The 19257-nt window shown below is 70.1% G+C and carries 16 protein-coding genes and 1 pseudogene; 10 read left to right on the top strand and 7 right to left on the bottom strand.

All coding sequences use genetic code 11. The annotated features are described in order from the left end of the window. Positions 1–102: 102 nt before the first annotated feature. From EXE41_RS10635 to EXE41_RS19630, 3 genes and pseudogenes are all read right to left on the bottom strand, one after another. Positions 103–1335: an HD domain-containing protein gene (locus EXE41_RS10635; RefSeq protein ID WP_137690979.1), complete on the bottom strand. Its 1233-nt coding sequence runs from the start codon at positions 1333–1335 to the stop codon at positions 103–105. A 19-nt stretch (positions 1336–1354) separates the two neighbouring features. Continuing rightward, positions 1355–1909 (bottom strand): transcriptional regulator, encoded by a 555-nt coding sequence (locus tag EXE41_RS10630; protein ID WP_049933122.1) that lies wholly within the window; start codon positions 1907–1909, stop codon positions 1355–1357. Between the two features lie 83 nt (positions 1910–1992). Further along, positions 1993–3302, bottom strand: a pseudogene (locus EXE41_RS19630) (phosphoribosylamine--glycine ligase). Between the two features lie 119 nt (positions 3303–3421). Between EXE41_RS19630 and EXE41_RS10620 the strand changes: the two are divergent. From EXE41_RS10620 to EXE41_RS10575, 10 genes are all read left to right on the top strand, one after another. Then, positions 3422–4228, top strand: a complete 807-nt coding sequence (locus tag EXE41_RS10620) for an alpha/beta fold hydrolase (protein WP_241987228.1) — start codon at positions 3422–3424, stop codon at positions 4226–4228. Position 4229: 1 nt separating this feature from the next. Then, positions 4230–5834 carry a class I adenylate-forming enzyme family protein gene (locus EXE41_RS10615; protein ID WP_137690978.1) on the top strand — a complete coding sequence of 535 codons (1605 nt, stop codon included), beginning with the start codon at positions 4230–4232 and terminating at the stop codon, positions 5832–5834. A 106-nt stretch (positions 5835–5940) separates the two neighbouring features. Further along, positions 5941–6915, top strand: a complete 975-nt coding sequence (locus EXE41_RS10610; RefSeq protein ID WP_094579733.1) for a hypothetical protein — start codon at positions 5941–5943, stop codon at positions 6913–6915. Between the two features lie 441 nt (positions 6916–7356). Continuing rightward, a complete protein-coding gene (locus EXE41_RS10605) occupies positions 7357–8058 on the top strand; it encodes a helix-turn-helix domain-containing protein (RefSeq protein ID WP_049932952.1) in 702 nt (233 codons plus the stop codon). A 167-nt stretch (positions 8059–8225) separates the two neighbouring features. Next, the gene (locus tag EXE41_RS10600; RefSeq protein ID WP_137690977.1) at positions 8226–9650 is read left to right on the top strand and encodes an ABC transporter substrate-binding protein; all 1425 of its coding nucleotides are present in this window, start codon (positions 8226–8228) and stop codon (positions 9648–9650) included. Next, a complete protein-coding gene (locus EXE41_RS10595; RefSeq protein ID WP_049932950.1) occupies positions 9650–10561 on the top strand; it encodes an ABC transporter ATP-binding protein in 912 nt (303 codons plus the stop codon). The genes EXE41_RS10600 and EXE41_RS10595 overlap by 1 nt, the downstream gene beginning before the upstream one ends. Next, a complete protein-coding gene (locus tag EXE41_RS10590; RefSeq protein WP_049932949.1) occupies positions 10558–11256 on the top strand; it encodes an ABC transporter ATP-binding protein in 699 nt (232 codons plus the stop codon). Before EXE41_RS10595 ends, EXE41_RS10590 begins: the two co-directional genes overlap by 4 nt. Beyond that, positions 11253–12305, top strand: coding sequence for a branched-chain amino acid ABC transporter permease (locus EXE41_RS10585; RefSeq protein WP_086216007.1), 1053 nt, complete (start codon positions 11253–11255; stop codon positions 12303–12305). The genes EXE41_RS10590 and EXE41_RS10585 overlap by 4 nt, the downstream gene beginning before the upstream one ends. Before the next feature lie 199 nt (positions 12306–12504). Continuing rightward, entirely contained in the window at positions 12505–13689 is a 1185-nt protein-coding gene (locus EXE41_RS10580) for a branched-chain amino acid ABC transporter permease (RefSeq protein ID WP_080508617.1), read from the top strand. 151 nt (positions 13690–13840) lie between these two features. Further along, the gene (locus EXE41_RS10575) at positions 13841–14893 is read left to right on the top strand and encodes a 3-oxoacyl-ACP synthase (protein WP_137690976.1); all 1053 of its coding nucleotides are present in this window, start codon (positions 13841–13843) and stop codon (positions 14891–14893) included. Positions 14894–15206: 313 nt separating this feature from the next. On the opposite strand, the gene EXE41_RS10570 is transcribed toward EXE41_RS10575, so the two are convergent. The 4 genes from EXE41_RS10570 to EXE41_RS10555 form a co-directional block, all read right to left on the bottom strand. Further along, the gene (locus EXE41_RS10570) at positions 15207–15617 is read right to left on the bottom strand and encodes a MaoC family dehydratase (RefSeq protein ID WP_086216005.1); all 411 of its coding nucleotides are present in this window, start codon (positions 15615–15617) and stop codon (positions 15207–15209) included. Positions 15618–15700: 83 nt separating this feature from the next. Then, on the bottom strand, positions 15701–16933 hold the full coding sequence (locus EXE41_RS10565) for an FAD-dependent oxidoreductase (RefSeq protein WP_137690975.1): 1233 nt from the start codon (positions 16931–16933) through the stop codon (positions 15701–15703). A gap of 181 nt (positions 16934–17114) precedes the next feature. Then, complete coding sequence (locus EXE41_RS10560) at positions 17115–17348, bottom strand: YgaP-like transmembrane domain (RefSeq protein WP_049932943.1); 234 nt, start codon at positions 17346–17348, stop codon at positions 17115–17117. 59 nt (positions 17349–17407) lie between these two features. Next, the gene (locus EXE41_RS10555; protein ID WP_137690974.1) at positions 17408–19030 is read right to left on the bottom strand and encodes a cryptochrome/deoxyribodipyrimidine photo-lyase family protein; all 1623 of its coding nucleotides are present in this window, start codon (positions 19028–19030) and stop codon (positions 17408–17410) included. Positions 19031–19257: the final 227 nt, after the last annotated feature.

The raw sequence follows: 19257 nt of genomic DNA, 5'->3' as shown, positions 1-19257 counted from the left end.
CCGCGGTGTGCGATCAGGGGCGGCGAAACTGAGCGCGCGGTCGCGGCGGAAGCGAGAGCACGCCGCGGCGCCCGAGCCCCGGGGCGTCGCCGTCGGCGGGGGTCAGGGAGCGGGCCGCTCCGTCGCGCGCAGTCCCAATACTTCCCGCGCCGCGGTCGCGACCGGGTCGACGCGTTCCGCGGGACAGTAGACGCCGAGCGTCCAGCGGCGGCGCTCGGCGGCGCGGAGCCCGGTGACGAGTTCGGAGGCGTCCTCCAACCGCTGCGGGACGCCGTCGACGACGACGGCGGAGCCGGACTCCTTGAGGGTCGGTCGCGAGGGAATGTCCACGATCACTGCGTCGCGGTCGACCCCTGCGGCGTCCGCGATCTCGCGTTCGGCGGTCCGCTCCTCGGCGCGCCCCGCGTCGACCGTACCAGCCGGCACTTCGTCGATCCCCGCCCACACCGCGCGCTTGTAGAGGTCGCGCCGCTCGATGCGCTCGCCGAGCGCCGGCACGCGCTCGCGGAGTTCGACGAGGAGGTCGTGGTCCGCCATCCGGCGGAACGCCGCCGCGTCGGTGTCGGTCCGGCCGAGGTAGCGCTCGCAGGCGCGCTCCAGCATCGCGCCCGCCACGCGGGAGACGTGGTGGCGGTAGACGACGGCGTTCATCAGCGAGCGCGCGACGAGCAAACTCTCCGCGGTCGCAACGTTCCCCTCGTCCAAGACGAGGTCGACAGTGTGGCCCGGGTCCGAGACGAGGTCGGCCGACCCGCCGGCCCCGTCCCCGCCGACCAGCCGGAGCTCCGTGACGAGCCGGCCGGTGTCGACGGTGCCGTACGGGACGCCCGTGTGGTGGGCGTCGCGCACGAGGTAGTCCATGCGGTCCACGTCGAGCTCGCCCGAGACGAGGGGGCCGAGCGCGCCCGCGCCGTCGATGAGGCCGGCGACGCGCTCAGGGTCGAGCCCGTTGCGTTCGAGGACCTGACAGACCTCGCGGTCGGCGTCGGTGAGCAGCCACCCCACGTCGTCGTGGTCGCGGCCGGTCGCGCGCCGGATGATCCCCTCGGTCTGGTGCCCGTACGGGCCGTGTCCCACGTCGTGGAGCATCGCCGCGGCGCGGACGTGCGCGGCGGTGTCGCCGTCGACGCCGAGTCCATCGACCGCGCGGCCCGCGAGGTGGTAGACGCCGAGGCTGTGTTCGAACCGCGTGTGGTTCGCGGAGGGGTAGACGAGCCGGACCGTGGAGAGCTGCTTGATGTGTCGCAGCCGCTGGAACGCGGGGGTGTCGACCAGCTCGGCGGCGAGGTCGCCGAGCCGGACGTGCCCGTGGACGCTGTCTTTGATCGCCTTCATCCGCGCGTCTCGGTCAGAGTCACTCGTCGACGACGTCGATCCCGAATCGCTCTTCGAGCGCGCGCACGACAGAGCCGCCGACGTTGGCGGTCGCGGCCCGGCCGTCCTCGACCGCGAGGAGGTCGTCCTCGTCGACTTCCAACTCGGCCGCGACCTCCTCGACCGTCAGCCCGGCGTCCTGCCGCGCCTCGGTGACGACGTCCCCGTAGCCGGAGACGAGGTACGGCAGCCGGTCCGACTCGTAGCTCGTCCCCTCCTCCTCCCAGCGCTTCGAGTCGCCGGTCGCGGAGTCGTACATCTTCGCCTGTTTCCGGGCGAGCTCCTTGTTCCGGCTCTCCGTCGGCTGCGACTCGGAGCCGGCGCCGCCGGGGCTCCCGCCCCGCGACCCGCCGCTCGGACCGCCGCGGTCGCTGGGGGCGTTGCCGGCGTCGTCGTGGGGGCGGCAGTTCGAACACACGAGCAGCTTGGCGCCGGCGACCGTCGCCTTGCGGAGGTCCGCGGTCTCGCGCCCGCAGAGCTCGCACGCGTCGCCGTCGTCGCCGCCGCCGCCGCCGCCCGTCGAGTACTTCGGCATACCACGTGTAGTTGCGCCGGACCGTTAAAAACTCGTGGAGCCTCGCGGCCCTGTCTCGGGCGCCGGTCGGACCGACCCGCGCGTCACGGGCCGAGGTACCCCCACGCCTGAAGCCGGTCGCCGTCGCCGTCGATCCAGCGCTCGCCGATGTCGTCGCGGTAGTACATTTCGGCATCACGACGTCGTCGATGCGCCCGTACGCCCGTTTGCGCGCCGCCCCCATCGTCTCTCCCTTCCCGGTGACGACGATCGGCATCCCGCTCTCGCCGGCGACGCGCCACTGGCCGTCGACCCGCTTCGCGTCCTCGATGTGGATCCCCGCTCTGTCCGCGGCGTCGAAGACGACGGCGGCGTTCCGCGAGTTCTCGTCGTACGTCTGCTCGTCGTCGAACGGGAACGGCGGCAGCACGACTCGCACGGCGATCTGGTAGCCGTCGTGGAGGTCGGGCTCGGGCTTGTCGCCGTGCGCGAGGTCGTGGAAGAACTCGGCCGTCGACGACTCGATCGACTCCTCCTGGAGGGCGATCGTCGGGTATCCGAACCGCGGCGTGAACTCCAGCGGGTAGATCCCCGTCTCGTTGACGATACAGTTGATGTCGATGCTCCCGACGTACCCCTCGTCGGCGAGCCACCCTTCGAGCTTCCCGAACGTCTCTCGAAAGAGCCTGTTCCGTCCCGCCCAGAACATCGAGGCCCCCATCTCGTCGGTCGAGGGCCCGATGTTCCCCGGGAACAGCTTCTTGTGCTCGAAGTTGAAGTTGACGCGGTCGACAAACTCGCTCCCGTCGAAGAAGCCGCAGATCGCCACCTCGACGCCCTCGACCTTCCGCTGGAGCTAGAACCCCTACATCCGGTGCCCCCACGCCTCCTTGTACGCGCGGAGGACGTCGACCACGTCGCCCCCGTCGTCCTCGTCGCCGACGTACAGCAGGCGCTTGACGTTTTGTACCTCGCCGAGCGGTTTGATCGCGTAAGGTCCGGGGTTCCGTTGGACCTGCTGGATACCGGCGTCGAACTCGCGGAACACGTGGTGTTCGACCGTGTTGACGCCGTGGTCTTCGAGCACCTCCGTCGCGTAGCCGCGGTCCTCTTCGAGGCGGTCGGTGTTCGGCGTCCCGCCGACGACGGCCTCCCCCTGTTCGCGTCGTTCCTAGGCGGGTTCGCACGTACCGACGCCGGAACCGACCCAGATGTCGTCGAAGACGGTCACGTCGGCCCAGTCGACCTCGGCGCGCCAGTCGTCAGTCTTCGGGACGAACCCGTCGCCGATCTACTGGTCGCTTTCGGCCTCGACGTAGTACTTCACGTCGTGGCCCTCGCGGTGAACCTGCCACGCCAGATCGGCGATCAGCGCGGCGTCGGCCGAGACGAAGAGGAAGGCGGCGTCGTCCATGCGGGGCGGTCGCCCGGGAGGGACTTGAGTGTGTACCGCGTCGCTCGCGCCGGTCCGACCGGGAGACGGTTGAAACGTTAACGCCCGGGTTGATGAGGGACGGCGTGGTCGATCCGAGTATGCCAACCGTGACACGGGACGGCGTGACGATAGACTACGCCGTCGACGGGGATCCCGGGGAACCGACCGTGCTGCTGCTCGAAGGGCTCGGGTACGGCCGGTGGATGTGGCGGTGGCTCGCCGAGGCGCTGGCCGACGACTACGAGGTGCTCCGGCCGGACAACCGCGGGACCGGAGACTCGGACGTGCCGGACGGGCCGTACACCGTCGCCGAGATGGCGGCCGACGCGGCCGCGGTCCTCGACAACCGCGGCGTAGAGGCGGCCCACGTTTGCGGCGCGTCGATGGGCGGGATGATCGCGCAGGAGTTGGCCCTCTCCGACGACCGGGTCGCCTCGCTGACGCTGCTGTGTACCTCTCCCGGGGGCGACGACGCGGCACCGACCCCGCCCGAGGTACAAGAGCACATCTTCTCCGCGCCCGAGGACGCCGACGCCCGCGAACGGATCCGCTACCTGATGGAGCCGGCGGTCTCCGACGGCTTCTACGACCGCGAGCCCGAACTCGTCGACCGGATCGTCGACTGGCGGCTGACGGGCGACGCGACCCCGACCGGCCGCGAGGCGCAGGCGGCCGCGGTGGCGGCGTTCGACGCGAGCGACCGGATCGGCGACCTGTCCGTCCCGGCGCTCGTCCTCCACGGGACGGCGGACCGCGTGCTGCCGGTCGAGAACGCGGAGCTGCTCGCCGAGCGTCTCCCGCACGCGGAGGTCGACCTGTTCGATGGCGGGCCGCACCTCTTCTTCGTCGAGGAGCGCGAGCGCGTCAACGACCGAATCCGGGCCTTCCTCGGCGGGGTCGCCTGAGATGGCGACCGGAAACGATCCGCAGGGAGACGACCGTACGGAGGAGGTCGGCGCCGAGTCCGACCCGCGACCGCACCCGCACGGCGACCGGGGGTACGACTGGGTCGGCTCGCTGTCGGCCCGCCGCGCGCGGCTCTCGCCGGACCGCGTCGCCGTCACCGACACGGCCGCGAACGCCGAGTACACCTACGCGGAGCTGGACGAGCGCGCCAACCGGACCGCGCGCTTTCTCCGCGACGCCGGCGTCGAGGCGGGCGACCGCGTCGCCGTCGTCTCCCGGAACCGCGTCGAGCTCGTCGACCTGTACTTCGCGACCGGGAAGACCGGGTCGGTGCTGGCGCCGCTCTCCCACCGCCTCGCGGAGCGCGACCTCGCCGCGGTGTTGGGCACCGTCGACCCCGAGTTGCTCCTCGTCGAGGCCCCGTTCGGCGGCGACGTCATCGACGCGTTAGAGCGGGCGGACGTCGAGCCCGCGGTCCGCTCGATCCCGACCGACGGCGACGATGCGTGGCGCCCGTACACGCGGGATCTGCCCGGGGACGGCTCGCCCGTCGAAACCGCCGACGTGTCGCTCGCGGACCCGCACCTCCTCTTACACACCGGGGGCTCGACGGGCACGCCGAAGGAGACGGTCATCAGTCACGGCGCGATCCGCTGGAACGCGTTCAACACGATCACCGCGTGGGGGCTCCGCGAGGACGACGTGACGCCGATGGTGTTCCCGATGTTCCACACCGGCGGCTGGAACGTGCTGACGGTCCCCTTCTTCCAGATGGGCGGGCGGATCCTCCTGAGCCCGGAGGTCGACCCCGGCCGCGTCCTGCGCGACGTCGAGCGCGAGTCGGCGACGACGCTCGTCGCGGTCCCGGCGGTGTTGCGGATGATGGCCCGCCACGACGAGTGGGACGCCACAGACCTCTCCTCGCTCCGCTTCGTGAAGAGCGGCGGGGGCCCTTGCCGCGAGAGCGTCATCGCCGCGTGGCGGGACCGCGGCGTCGAGATATCGCAGGGGTACGGCCTCACCGAATGCGGACCGAACAACTTCGCGATGCCCGACGACTTCCCGCCGGAGAAGACCGGGAGCGTCGGCGTCCCGGCGCTCGCGGTCGACGCGCGCGTCGTCGACGAGGACGGTCCCGTGCCCGACGGCACCGTCGGCGAACTGGAGCTCGCCGGGCCGGCCGCTGCGGACCGATACTGGGACGAACCGGAGGAGACGGCCGAGACGTTCGGCGACTGGGTGTCGACCGGCGACCTCGCGCGCGTCGACGAGGACGGCTACTACCACATCGAGGGGCGCAAGAAGAACATGTTCGTCTCGGGCGGCGAGAACGTCTACCCGCCCCGCGTCGAGGACGCGCTCACCGACCACCGGCGGATCGAGGAGGCGGTCGTGATCGGCGTTCCGAGCGAGCGCTGGGGGACGGTCGGGAAGGCGATACTCGTCGGCGACGAGTCGCTCTCGCTCGACGACGTGGAGTCGCACCTCGCCTCGCGGGTCGCCCGGTACGCGGTCCCGAAGGCGCTGGCGTTCGTCGACGAGATGCCGACCTCCGGCCCGTCGAAGATCGACCGCGCGGCGCTGAAAGAGCGGTTCGGCGAGTAGGCGAGGCGAGGAGATCGGCTCGGAGCGGGGCTGGCGGGCGGAGAGCGCCTCGCTCGGAGTGAGCAGTAACAATTTTTTTTTGAAACTCGGAGTAGACAACCGGTGTATGTCCTCCACACGTCGTGCCCTCCTTGCGACCAGCGGGCTCATCGCGACCGCGGGGTGTGTGAGACCGATATTCGGGCCCGCGCACGACAAGATCGGATCGCTGTCATTGCGCGCCCAGACCCCCTCGACCGTCGCTGAGCGGACCACCACGCCGGTGACAGTTCGTGCGCTCGGCCCGTACGGACACACCCTTGTTCGGCGTGTACTCGACGACGGATCGGCGTCCTATACCGCTGCCGACACGCTGGTTGCCGAAGGAGAGATCGTCCAGCAGGACGGAGCGTTCTACGAACTCACTCACGAAACGACGGGGCATACGCCGGCGATGGCCTATCCGATCGAATTCGAGGCGACAGTCCCGGCGACGACGTCGGTCGACGACGATGAGACGGTCTCTTTCGATGCCCTCCCGGCGGTTGATCGAAGCGCCCTCCGAACCGGTCTCATAAACGAACTCTGGCGGAGACTCTCCCGGACCGAGGGGCGCGTCTCCGGCGATGGGGAACTGGTCTATCCGGCGACACCAAGCGGACCAACGGAGTCGCTGGTCGCTCCGACTCCCGAGTATGATACCGTCCGCTACGGAGACGGACAGCTCCGGCTCTCGGTTACCGGCGAGGCGACCGAGACGCGCTTACACAGCTACAGACTCGAAGGCTCGACGGTCGCTACCTCAGAAGAGGCCTATGTATCCGATTTCCTTACGCGGTCTCGGACGGACGCCGTAAAACTCGAAGCGTCGACGCTCACCGACCGCCAACACGATATTCTTCAGGCGGCAATCGATCAAGAGTACGGCCACGATCAGCCGATCGACGACGCGTCATCGGCGTACCGGACGCTCGTTGTGCGCCTGTTCGCCTCTGATAGCGACCCCGAATCGGTTGATCTCGTTGACCTGTCGGGTAGTGAGGCAATGGTCGTCTACGACGGGACACTGTATCGGGCGAGCTACACTGTCAGTACCCCCTGATCACGACCTACCCGGTCGTTCAGGAATCATCGTAGTACTCGCCGCGGGGTTTCTGCTCGCGATCAAGTTGACCGTCGAGCTTGTTGATCCGTGGACCGCGGCTTCGTGCGTCCCGTCGGAAGCTGATGCCAAGCGCCTCAAGGAAGGCGTTCACACCCTCGCGCATCGGCTGTGGGGCCCCGACTGTCCGTGTTCGCCCGACGTGTCCCGAAGACGATCGGTCGGTCGGCGACCCGATCGGTGACAGAGGGGTCGCGATCAAACAGCGTTTCAGGCTCCTCGGGCGCAATCTGCGTCTGCGAGGGGTCGCGCGTACGCAGTGACGAGGTCGACCGAGACACCGGGGGCGACGGCTGTTATGACGTGCCAAACAAGGTTTTGAGTCTTCACCGAGCGTTCCACAGGAACAACCGTTATATACGCGGGGGATAAGGTCGTGTCATGCTCGACGTCACGATGGATATGGAGCAGTTCGACTGCCCGTTCATCGACACCTCCGCGGACCACGACGTCTCCTTCTCCGCTATGCACTGGCAGCTGGACACCGCGGCGGAGCAGCTGGAGACGCGGCTGCTCGTCGAGTCGCCGGACCGCTACGAGCTCGGCGAGGGGCTCACCGCCCTCCGCGACCACGAGAATATGGCCGAGTACCGGCTGTTCTCGAAGCAGGACGGGACGGCGATCATCCGGACCGTCATCGAGGAGACGAACGCGATGTCGACGATAACCGACCACGGCGGCTACATCACGGGCCCGTTCCTGATCGAGGACGGGTCCGAGCGCTGGCAGGTCGGGTTCGACGACGAGGCGACGACGGAAGCGGCGCTCCACGACTTAGAGAAGGGCAACGAGTTCGTCGTCGAGGACCGGTCCGAGCTCTCGATGGAGGCGCTGTTCGACACGATGCGGAACGCGAACGCGGCCTCGACGATGCTGGACGCGTGCCGCGACCTGACCGACGTCGAGCGCGAGACCATCGAGACGGCCGCCGACGCGGGCTACTTCGAGTCGCCCCGCGAGGCGACGCTGTCGACGCTCGCGGACGAGTTCGACGTCTCGACCGCGGCCGTCTCGAAGAACATGCGCCGCGGCGAGAAGAAGTTGCTCCGCAGCGTCGTCGCCGCGCTCGACGGGCTGGAGTAGACCGGGGACGCGGCGACACGACCGAGGCGCCGCGGTCGTCGGACCGACGGCTCGTCGTTCGGAAACCGCGGTTTCGGCGCCCGTTTTCGGCGTATTCCCTCGACACCCCGCGGTCTGTTAACATCTTAACTCGGCCCTTCATGGTGGTGTCCGGTGTCGAACACTGTATGCGAGACGAACACACACGGCGAGCGTATCTGCGACGAACCGGCGCCGCGGTCGGCGCGGCCGGAATCACCGGGCTGGCCGGCTGTTCCGGCGGAGACGGGGGAGATGGCTCCGACGGCGGGGACGGCTCGGACGGGGGCGACGGCTCGGGCGGGGGCGACGGCGGAGACGGCGGCGACCTCTCCGGCGAGACGGTCCGGATCGGGGCGCTCCAGCCGACCTCCGGCGACCTCAAGTACTACGGGCAGATCAGCCTCCGCGGGTTCTACTCCGGGTTGGCGTACAAGCACGACCTCGACCCCATCGAGGAGGCGACGCCGGGCACGTACACGGTCGAGCCCGAGGGCGGCCCGACCTACGAGATCATCGTCGAGGACACCGGCTTCAGTCCGGATACGGCCCAGAGCGTCGCGACCGACCTCGTCTTGGAAGAGGAGGTCGACATCCTGTTCGGCGGGACCTCCTCCGACAGCGCGCGCCGGCTCATCAACACCGTCGTCGACGAGACGGACATCCCCTACCTGATCGGGCCGGCGGCCGACGCCGGCATCACGGTGAGCGACGAGTTCTGTCACCCGATGGCGTTCCGCGCGAGCGAGCACACCGCGATGGACGCGCGGGCGGGCGGCACGTACGTCGCCGAGAACTTCGACATCGACACGGTCGCGGTGTTCGCGTCCGACAACGCGTTCGGGCAGAGCGTCGCGGAAAACTACACTCAGGTATTGGAGAACAACGGGGTGGAGGTCTTGGAACCCCGCTTCGTCGAGGTCGGGTACTCCGAGTTCGACGGGCTCTTCGAACAGGCGATGTCGGACGGCGCGACGGGCGTCGTCGGCGGCTTCACCGCGTCCACGCTGCCGCAGTTCCTCACCTCCGCGATCTCCTACGACGTCCAGGTGTTCGGCGGGTTCGCCGCCCTGCTGACGACGCAGCTCATCGGCGGGACCATCGAGTCGGCGCTGGGCGAGGGCTTCACCGAGCAGGATATCAAGGACGCCGGGCTCGGACCGTTCACCAGCCGGTACCACTGGAACCAGTACGAGAACTCGATCAACGAGGAGTTCCGGCAGCTACACATCGACGCGTACGGCATCGTGCCGGACCTGTTCAGCGCCGGGACGTTCACCGCCGCCTCGGCGCTCTCGCAGGCCGTCTCGGAGACCGGCTCCACGGACGGCGCCGACATCGCCGAGGCGCTGCGCGGCATGACCGTCGCTGAAACGCCGAAGGGCGCGGACGGGTACACCTTCCAAGAACACAACAACCAGGCCGCCTCGCAGATGACGGTCGCGTGGCCGGTCCCGACCAGCGACGAGTACGCCGACACCTGGGGCGCGCCGATCATGCCCGGCCAGCCCCTCGAACGGCTCGACGCCGAGGACGTGATGGTCCCCGAAGCGGACGCGAGCTGCTCGCTGTAATGCTGCTGGAGACCGAGGGGCTCACGAAGCGCTTCGGCGGCATCACCGCCGTCGACGGCGTCGACTTCGCGTTGGAGACCGGCGAGCTCTGCTCGATCATCGGCCCAAACGGCGCGGGGAAGACGACGTTTTTCAACCTGCTCACGGGCGTGTTGGAGCCCTCCGACGGGAGCATCCGGTTCGCCCCATCGGGCGGCAGAGACGCGGGGGCGGCCTCCGCCGGTGCCGACGGGACCGGCTCCGCGATCGACATCACGACGGCCTCGCCGGACGAGACGGCGCTCGCGGGGATCCACCGGTCGTACCAGATCACGAACCTCTTCCCGACGCTGTCGGTGCTGGAGAACGTCCGCGTCGCCGCGCAGGCGAGCCGCGGGAACGACTCGTGGAAGCTGTGGCGCAACGTGACCGACTTCGAGGACCACTACGCGGAGGCGACCGCGATCCTCGAACGGATCGGGCTGGCCGAGGAGGCCGAGACCGTCACGCAGAACCTGAGTCACGGCGAGAAGCGTAGCCTCGAGATCGGGGTCGCGCTCGCCGGCGACCCGGATCTGCTCCTGCTCGACGAGCCGACCGCCGGCGTGTCGAGCGAGGGCGTCGACGAGGTCGTCGCGCTGATCGAGGACGTGGCCGAGGATCACTCGGTGATGCTCATCGAACACAACATGGAGGTGGTGATGGACATCTCCGACCGTATCGCCGTCCTCCACCGCGGCGAGCTGATCGCCGACGGGCCGCCCGAGGACGTTCGCGGCGACGAGGACGTTCAGGAGGCGTACCTCGGCGGGTACGGCCGCGAGGGATCCGCCGACGGACGAGAGCGCTCCGCCGACGAGGGAGGGCGCTCGGACGGCGACGCGGCCGCCGACGGCGGCCGACGCGTGCGCGCCGGGGGTGAGTCGCGGTGACGACGCTCGAACTCGACGGCGTCCACACCTACTACGGCGAGAGCCACATCCTTCAGGGGTTGTCGCTGTCGGTCGAGGCGGGCGAGATCGTCGCCCTCGTCGGCCGGAACGGCGTCGGGAAGACGACCACGCTCCGCACCGCGCTCGGGCTCACGCCGCCCCGCGAGGGGACGGTCCGGTTCGACGGGACGGACGTGACGGGGATGGAGCCCCACGAGATCGCCGCCCGCGGCATGGGGTGGGTGCCGGAGGAACGACGCGTATTCTCGCATCTCACGGTCGAGGAGAACCTCCGCGTCGCCGCCCACTCGGCCGCCGATCCCGGCGCTCGGATCGCGGGGGCGTACGAGCTGTTCCCGGCGCTCGACCGCTTCGCCGACAAGGAGGCGGGCGACCTGAGCGGCGGGCAGCAGCAGATGCTCGCGATCGCCCGAGGGATGCTCGGCGACAACGACCTGCTGCTCGTCGACGAGCCGAGCGAGGGGCTCGCGCCACAGATCGTCGAGGACGTGGTGGAGGCGCTGCGCGCGGCCTCCGCGGACACGACGATGGTCCTCGTCGAGCAGAACTTCCGGCTGGCGATGGATCTGGCCGACCGCTTCTACCTCATCGACCACGGCGTCGTGGTCGAGGAGGGAGAGACCGCCGGCGTCACGAGCGAGGACGAACGGATCCGGAGGTACCTGACCGCATGAGCCTCGGACCGCTCGCGGGGGCCGCCGCGCAGGTCGCCCCGCTCGTCGACCCGGGCGCGCTGCTCGCGACCGGCGGCGCGGTCGACGGCCTCCAGACGGCCACTCGCGTGCTCGCCGAGGGGATCGGCAAGGGCGCGGTGTACTTCACCATCGCGGTCGGCCTGACGCTTGTCTTCGGGCTGATGGGCGTGCTCAACTTCGCGCACGGCGCGATCGCGATGGTCGGCGCGTACCTCGGCGGCTTGGTTCTCGTCCTGCTCGTCGGGGCGAACACCGGGACGGTCGCAACGATCCTCGTCTTCTTCGTCGCGCTGGCGCTCGTGTTCGCGGTCACCACCGCGGCCGGCAGCGCGATGGAGGTGACGCTCATCCGGCCGATCTACGACCGGACGCCTACCTACCAGATCCTGTTGACCTTCGGCGTCTCGCTCATCATCGAGGAGGTCGCCCGGATCGTCTTGACGCTCCGGGGGATCCAGCCGAACCCGCAGTGGCAGGCGCCGATGGGCACCGCGCCCGACGTGCTGCTCGGGCGGACCGAGCTGCTCGGCGTCGGCGTCAGGCGGCTGTACCTCTTCGAGGTCGCTATCGGCGCGGTCGTCGCCGTCGCCGTCTGGGCGTTCCTGACGAAGACGCTGTACGGCCTCTACATCCGGGCCGGCAGCGAGGACACCGAGATGGTCCAGGCGCTCGGCGTCGACGTGCGGCAGGCGTTCACCGTCGTCTTCGGCGTCGGGACCGGCCTCGCCGCGGTCGGCGGCGTCCTGCTGATGTGGGACCCGATCTGGGGCCCCAGCGTCCTCCTGAGCATCGACGTGCTGCTGTACGCGTTCGTCGTCGTGATCATCGGCGGGCTCGGGAGCTTCACCGGGACGCTCGTCGCGGCGGGTATCGTCGGGATCGCCGACTCGGTGACGACGTGGTTGTTCACCACCGGGATCGTCACTTTCCCCGGCCTCTCCGAGGTGACCATCTTCCTCCTGCTCGTGGTGATGCTGATACTCCGCCCGCAGGGGCTCTACGGCGTCGAGGAGGTGGGAGGCCATTAGCGACCCCGACTCCGGTGTCGATGCGGACGCCCCGGCGGACTCCGATGGGTCGGTCGGCGACGCGGGCGCACCGGTCGACGGTTCCGGCGCTCACGTCGACGAATCGGACGCTCCCGTCGACGAGACGGGTCCGGTTCCGCCGTCGAAGGCAACCGGCGGCCTCCGCGAGTACCTGCGAGACCACGCGGTTCACGCGGCCGTGATCGTCGGGTTCCTGCTGTATCCGCTCGGCTACGAGGCGCTGCTCGCGACGCCGGCGGCGCCGCTCGCGGAGACGTTCCTCCCCGCGATCACGTTCATGGTCGTGGTGCTGTACATGGGGCTGTTCGCGATGAGCTTCGACTTCGTCAGCGGCTACACCGGCTACCTCTCGTTCGGGCACGCCGCCTTCTTCGGGACCGGCGGCTACTTCGTCGTCCTCGCCGCGAACGGGCAGGTGCCGGGGATCCCGGGCGGGACGCCGTTCATGATCACGCTCCTGCTCGGCGCGGTGGTGGCCGGCCTGCTCGCGCTCGTCATCGGGTCGGTGTCGTTCCGGCTCACGGGCGTCTACTTCGCGATGATCACGCTCGGGTTCGCGCAGGTGATCTACGAGCTGATCCGCTCGTGGGGGTACGTCTCAACGAACCCGACCGAGGGCGCGACGGTGAGCGGCGACGCGCTCGCCATCGGCGTCCCCTTCGTCGACGCGCTGAGCCTCGACGTGGGGCGGCTCACGGGCGAGAGCGTCGAGAACCTGCTCGGTCTCGGGATCGACCTGTCGGCGACCGTGGTCTCGTACTACGCGCTCGGGATCGTAGTGGTCGTCTGCTACTTCGCGATGCAGCGGATCATCCACTCGCCGTTCGGGCGCGTGATGATCGCGATCCGCGAGAACGAGGAGCGCGCCCGGGCCGTCGGCTACGCGACCTACCGGTTCAAGCTGGCCGCGTTCGCCATCAGCGGCTTCTTCGGCGCGGTCGCCGGCGGGATCTTCGCCGCCTACTCGCGCTCCGTCGCGCCCGACGGGACGTTCTACTTCCTCGTCACCGCCGACGCGCTGATCACGACGATCGTCGGCGGGTTCGGCACCCTCGCGGGGCCGGTGTACGGGACCCTGTTCACGCAGGGGTTAGAGGACGTGCTCTCGACCGAGAGCGGCGGAATCGCGACGCTGCTGCGCGAGGAGCTCCCGGCGAGCGTCCTCGAAGCGGATCTGTTCGGGATCAGCGTGGAGCTGTTCGTCAACACCGCGGTCGACGGGCGCGCCCCGCTGTACCTCGGGATCATCTTCGTGCTGTTCGTGCTGTTCGTCCCGAACGGCATCCTCGGGACGCTACGCGACCGGCTCGGCGGCACCGTCGGGAAGCGGCTCCCGGACCACCTGCGGCGCTACCTCCGGTAGCGTCGCGGGCCCGCGGCTCCGCGGCCTCCGTCGCACGTCCCGCGACGGACCGCGACGTAGACACACGACATATGACCGATATCACGCGATACGACGGAGCGAACCGAACGCGGCGCGGCGAACCGGACCGAACGCGGCGCGGAGGAGACGGATGACCGTCTCGATCACCGGACTGGGGACGTACGTCCCGGACGAGACGATCACCGGCGAGGCCATCGCGGCCGAGAGCGGCATCCCGGAGGAGGTCGTCGTCGAGAAGATGGGCGTCCGCGAGAAGCACGTCTGTCCGCCGGACGACGACCACGCGACCGACATGTCGGTGACGGCCGCCGAGCGCGCGCTCGCGGACGCCGACGTCGATCCGAGCGACCTCGACGTGGTCGTCTACCACGGATCCGAGTACAAGGACCACGTCGTCTGGTCGGCCGCGGCGGCGATCACCGACCGACTCGGGGCGACGAACGCGTACGCGACCGAGAGCTACACGCTGTGTGCGGGCGCGCCGATCGCGCTCCGACAGGTGACCGCCCAGCTGGAGACCGAGCCGATCGACACCGCGCTGCTCGTCGCCGCGAGCCGCGAGGAGGACCTCGTCGACTACGGCAACGAGGACAGCTCCTTCATGTTCAACTTCGGCAGCGGCGCGAGCGCGTTCGTCGTCGAGGCGACCGACGGCGGATCGGTCAACAACGAGGCCGATCGCTTCGACGGTCGAGCGCGGGCGACCGTCCGCGCCAGCGCGGCCCAGACCGACGGCTCGTTCGCCGGCGACGTGGTGATGCCGGCGGGCGGGTCGAAGCGCCCGCCGAGCGAGGAGACCGTGCGCGAGGGGCTTCACACCCTCGACGTGCCCGACCCGGACGGGATGAAAGAGCGGCTCGGGCCCGTCTCGCTGCCCGCGTACCTCTCGGTCGCCGACACGGCCCTCGAACGGTCCGGGCTCGACCGCGACGACCTCGACTTCGTCGCGCTCACACATATGAAGCGGTCGTTCCACGAGCGGGTCCTCGACGAGCTCGGCCTCGATCCAAGGAGCGACGGCTACTACCTCGACGAGTTCGGCCACGTCCAGAGCGTCGACCAGGCGCTCGCGCTGGAGCGTGGCGTCGAGACCGAGCGCCTCGAACCGGGCGACCTCGGCTGCCTGCTCGCGGCCGGGACGGGGTACACGTGGTCCGCGACAGTGATCCGGTGGCGAGGCTGACCGCTTGTAAACAGCGGAGCGTCTCACGGTTCTCCAGAACTCGCAAGACAGGCGGCTCGACTGATCTCTGTGCGGTTCCGTCCGAGACGGACGATTCGATTACTTACACTGTTACGTCGCGGCTGCCCCTTTGAGTTCCCGCCCCGCACAGCACCTCACGCCTCCCCAGCCTCGTCGCTCACGCCCTCCGGGCGTTCGCGACTCCCTCGCGCACTCCTCGCGGCCGCCTCCGGCGCCCGCTCGGAGGCACGCGCCACCGCTTCGACGCGTCGTCATTTACAAAATGGCTCGGCCGAGCGTCCGCCTCCGTCGGTCAGTCGCCGTCTCCGTGCGGGACGGACAGCACCGTCGCCTCGCCGGAGAGGACGCGCTCGTCGCGCTCGGGGACGGTCGCGGTCGTCTCGACCGCGACCCGGTCGCCGCCGATGTCGTCGATGACGCTGACGCTCGCTTCGACCGTCTCCCCCGGGTACACCGGCTTCTCGAACGACAGTTCCTGCGAGAGGTAGACGATGTCGCCGGAGAGCCGCGCGAGCGCCGCGGAGACGACCGCGGCCGAGATGATTCCGTGCGCGACGCGGCCGCCGAACATCGTGTCGGCGGCGTACTCGTCGTCGAGGTGGATCGGGTTCTCGTCGCCCGAGAGGGCCGCGAACGCCTCGATCGTCTCCTCGGTGATCGTTACTTCGTGCGTCGCCGTCTCGCCGACCGTCGCGACTGGCATACCGATCGGACGCGCGCCCGCCGCCTCAATCCCGCGGTTCAGCCTCGAACCCGTGCTGCGTCGGGGACTACCTCTGGCGTGGATCAGTCGTCCGCCGGCGCGTCGACCACGTCCACGTCGGTGGGGTTCGCGCCGCCGTACGCCTCGACCAGTTCATCCAGTCGGTCCGGATCGTCGGCGTGGGCCAGCGGCTCCGTCGCCGTCTCGCAGGCGGCGTCGACGCCGAGGTGGTCGCAGACCTCGTCGACGGTCGTCTCGGCCATCTGGCGGTAGGTGGTCAGCTTGCCGCCCACGACGCTGTACAGCCCGGCCGCGCCGTCGCGGTCGTGGTCGAGCAGCGTGAACCCGCGCGAGATCCCGCGGCGGTCCGACCCCGCCTCGTCGGGCGAGTAGAGGGGGCGGACGCCCCACCACGTCCGGACCGTCGGCGCGTCGGCGACCGCGGGGAGCATCGCGGCGCACTCCTCGACGGAGCGCTCGACTTCCCAGTCTTCCGTCTCGTAGTCGTCGGGGTCAGAGACCGGCACGCTCGTCGTCCCCAGCACGACCTCGCCGTCGTGGGGCACGACGATGTCACCGTCGTCGGGGTCGCGACACCGGTTCAGCACGGGCGGCGCTCCGTCGTACTCCACCGAGACCATCACGCCCCGACTCGGGGCCATTCCGACCTCGACGCCGGCCATCTCGGCGATCGAGTCGGCCCACGCACCGGTGGCGTTGACGACGATGTCCGGGGTCAGGGTCGCATCGACCGCGCCGCCGACGCGGACGGACTCGACCGCGCCGTCGCGGACCGTCACGTCCTCGACCGGCGCGTGCGGGTGGACGGTCGCGCCGCGGCGCTCGGCGTCAGCGGCGTTGGCGGCAACCAACCGGGACGGGTAGATGACGCCGTCCGGGACGCGGAACGCCTCAGCGACCTCGTCGGCGAGGCCCGGCACCGCCTCGCGGGCGGCGGCGCCGTCGAGCCGTTCGGTCTCGATGCCGATCGCCTCGCAGGCCGCGATCTTCTCCTCGAAGTAGTCCGGGTCGTCGCCGTCGAGCCGGACGAACAGGCCGCCCGTTTCGCGGACGCACGCGCCGGCGATATCGCGGAGCGTCCGGTTCTCGACGATACACTCCTCGGCCCCCTCGGCGTCGGCCTCCGCGTAGCGGGCCCCGCTGTGGAGGAGGCCATGCGACCGACCGGAGGTGCCGCTACCCAGGCCGCCGCGGTCGACGAGCGTCGCGTCGACGCCGCGCATGGCGAGGTCCCGAGCGATGCCCGTTCCCGTCGCGCCGCCGCCGATGACCAGCGCGGTCGGGTCGGCGCTCACGCGTCGGTCACCCGGGTTGGCGCGGGAGCGTGCTCCGCCGCGAGACGCCGTCGATTCCGGTCACTGTCGATCATGCCATATATACGCATTCCGCGCACTTGAGACTGCCGTCGAACGAGGGAGAAAACCGGTTTCGAAAGGGTGTTACCGGCCGAATTCCGGATCCGGCCGCGACGGCGGCTCAGCGCGGTCCGCCGGCGTCGGCGGGGCAGGTGTCGACGCCGAGCACGGAGTAGAGGCCGCAGGTCCCGGTCGCGGCGGTCGCGAGCATCGCGAGGGCGACGACGCCGAGCACCGGGGCCGCGACCGCGGGGAGGGGCCCGGAGCCCGCGAGGGTGGCTAACGAGGCAGCACCGGCGACGGCACCGACCGCAGTCCTGACGCGCTTGTCCATCGCACCGACGTTTTGGTTCATGCGTCACAATACGGCTCACGGCCGTATGAACCTTTCCACCGCCGACTCGCCTCTCGCGTTCACCCGAACTCGTCGAGGCCGGTCTGCGAGGTCGCGTCGGCGTCGTCCCCGTTCGGCTCGGCCGGCTCGCCGTGGTCGGCCGCGATCGACCGCGCGGCCCCGACACCCCCCGACAGTGACGCGCGTCGCGCGATCTCTTCGTCGCCGAGGCGGGCCGCGGCCGCGCCGTGGACCGCGCCGTAGCGCTCGCGGAACTCCTCCCGGGCCGCCTCGTAGTCGACGACGGGGTACGGGTACGCCTCGCCGATCTCGATCCCGACCTCGCGCTGGACCGCGAGCGGCGTCTTCTCGGGGGCGTCGAGGTGCGCGGCGGGGAGCGGGTCGAGCTCGGGGACCCACCGCCCGACGAACTCGCCGTCGGGGTCCTGATCGCGGACCTGCTTGCGGGGATCGTACAAGCGCAGTCTCGGGCGGCCGACCAGCCCGCACTGCGACTGCCACTGGGTGTAGTTGATCGCGGGGTCGCCGTCGATCAGGTGCTCGTAGAAGTGGTCGGCGCCGATCCGCCACGGCTGTTGGAGGATGTGAAAGTAGAACGACGCGCACAGCGCCCGCATCCGGAAGTTCAGCCACCCCGTCTCGCGCAGGCAGCGCATGCTCGCGTCGACCATGGGGAACCCCGTCTCGCCGCGCTTCCACACCGCGACGAGGTCCGGATCGTGGCGGTCGCCGTTGAACCCCTCGTACACCGGGTTCACTGCGCGGTCGAGCCACCCCGGCCAGTCGAGCAGCTTCTGCGTGTAGTGGCGGTTCCAGAACAGCCGCGAGACGTACATCGACTTCCCGCGCCCGTCCGGCGCGCGCTCGTCGACGTGGCGGTGGACCTCGCGGACCGACAGGCAGCCGAACCGGAGGTACGCCGAGAGGCCGCTCGTCCCCTCGCGGGCGTCGACCGGCGAGGATATCGACCCCGGATACTCGGCGATCCGCTCCGCGAACGCGCGGAGTCGATCTTTCGCCGGACCGCGTCCGCCCGTCGGGACGCGCGTCTTCGTCGGGGCGACTCCGTAGGCGTCGCTCACCCGGTCCGGGTCGACGCCCGTCTCGACGCGCTCAACCGCGACCGACCGGGGGTCCCAGTCGAACGGGTCGGCGGCGAACCAGGACTCGACGCGGTCGCTCCAGTCCTCGCGGGGTCGGTCCGCGTCGCGGACGAGCCCGTCGCCCGCGACGAAGCGGACGCCGAGCCGCTCGCGGGCGCGCTCGTCGCGCCGGCGGCCGTACCGCCCGCTCGCCGTCGCGCTCGCGACGACCTCCCAGCCGGCGTCGACGAACCGGGCGAGCACGTCCAGCGGGTCGCCGTGGCCGTACGTCAGCCCCGCCCCGCCCACGTCGCGGTACTGGCGGTCGAGGCCCCGCAGGCAGTCGTGAAGGAACTCGATCCGGGCGTCGCAGGCCGCGCCGCGCTCGTCGTAGAAGCCGGGGTCGAAGACGAACAGCGGGAGGATCCGGTCGGCGTCCGCCGCGGCCGCCGCGAGCGCGGGGTTGTCCGCGATCCGCAGATCGTCTCGGTGCCAGACGACGGTGCCCGGCTCGTCGGGAGCGTCGTGGGACCGAGAGATCGACCGAGCCGCATCCGGGCCGGGAGCCCTTGGAAGCGGCGCGTCCTCGCCGGAAGCCATGGGTTAGCTCCGTTACGAGTTCCCGTCGCATGGGCCTGTCGGCCGGGCTCGGACGCGGCGCGGGCTCGGGGACGGGAAACGTTGAATAGGGTTCCGCCACGAGCCTGTCATAGAAAGCCTCACGTGCGAAGCAGCAGGGTTTGGAGACGGTGTCTACAAGCTCCAAAGCCCTGCAAAACGAAGCTTCGGTCGACGAGTTCTTGAATGCAGCGGCTACCGAGACGGTT

Source organism: Halorubrum sp. SD690R (assembly GCF_005435035.1).
Classification (GTDB): domain Archaea; phylum Halobacteriota; class Halobacteria; order Halobacteriales; family Haloferacaceae; genus Halorubrum; species Halorubrum ezzemoulense.
The sequence above is the reverse complement of the archived record's forward strand: the minus strand, read 5'-3'. Positions and strand labels throughout refer to the sequence as shown.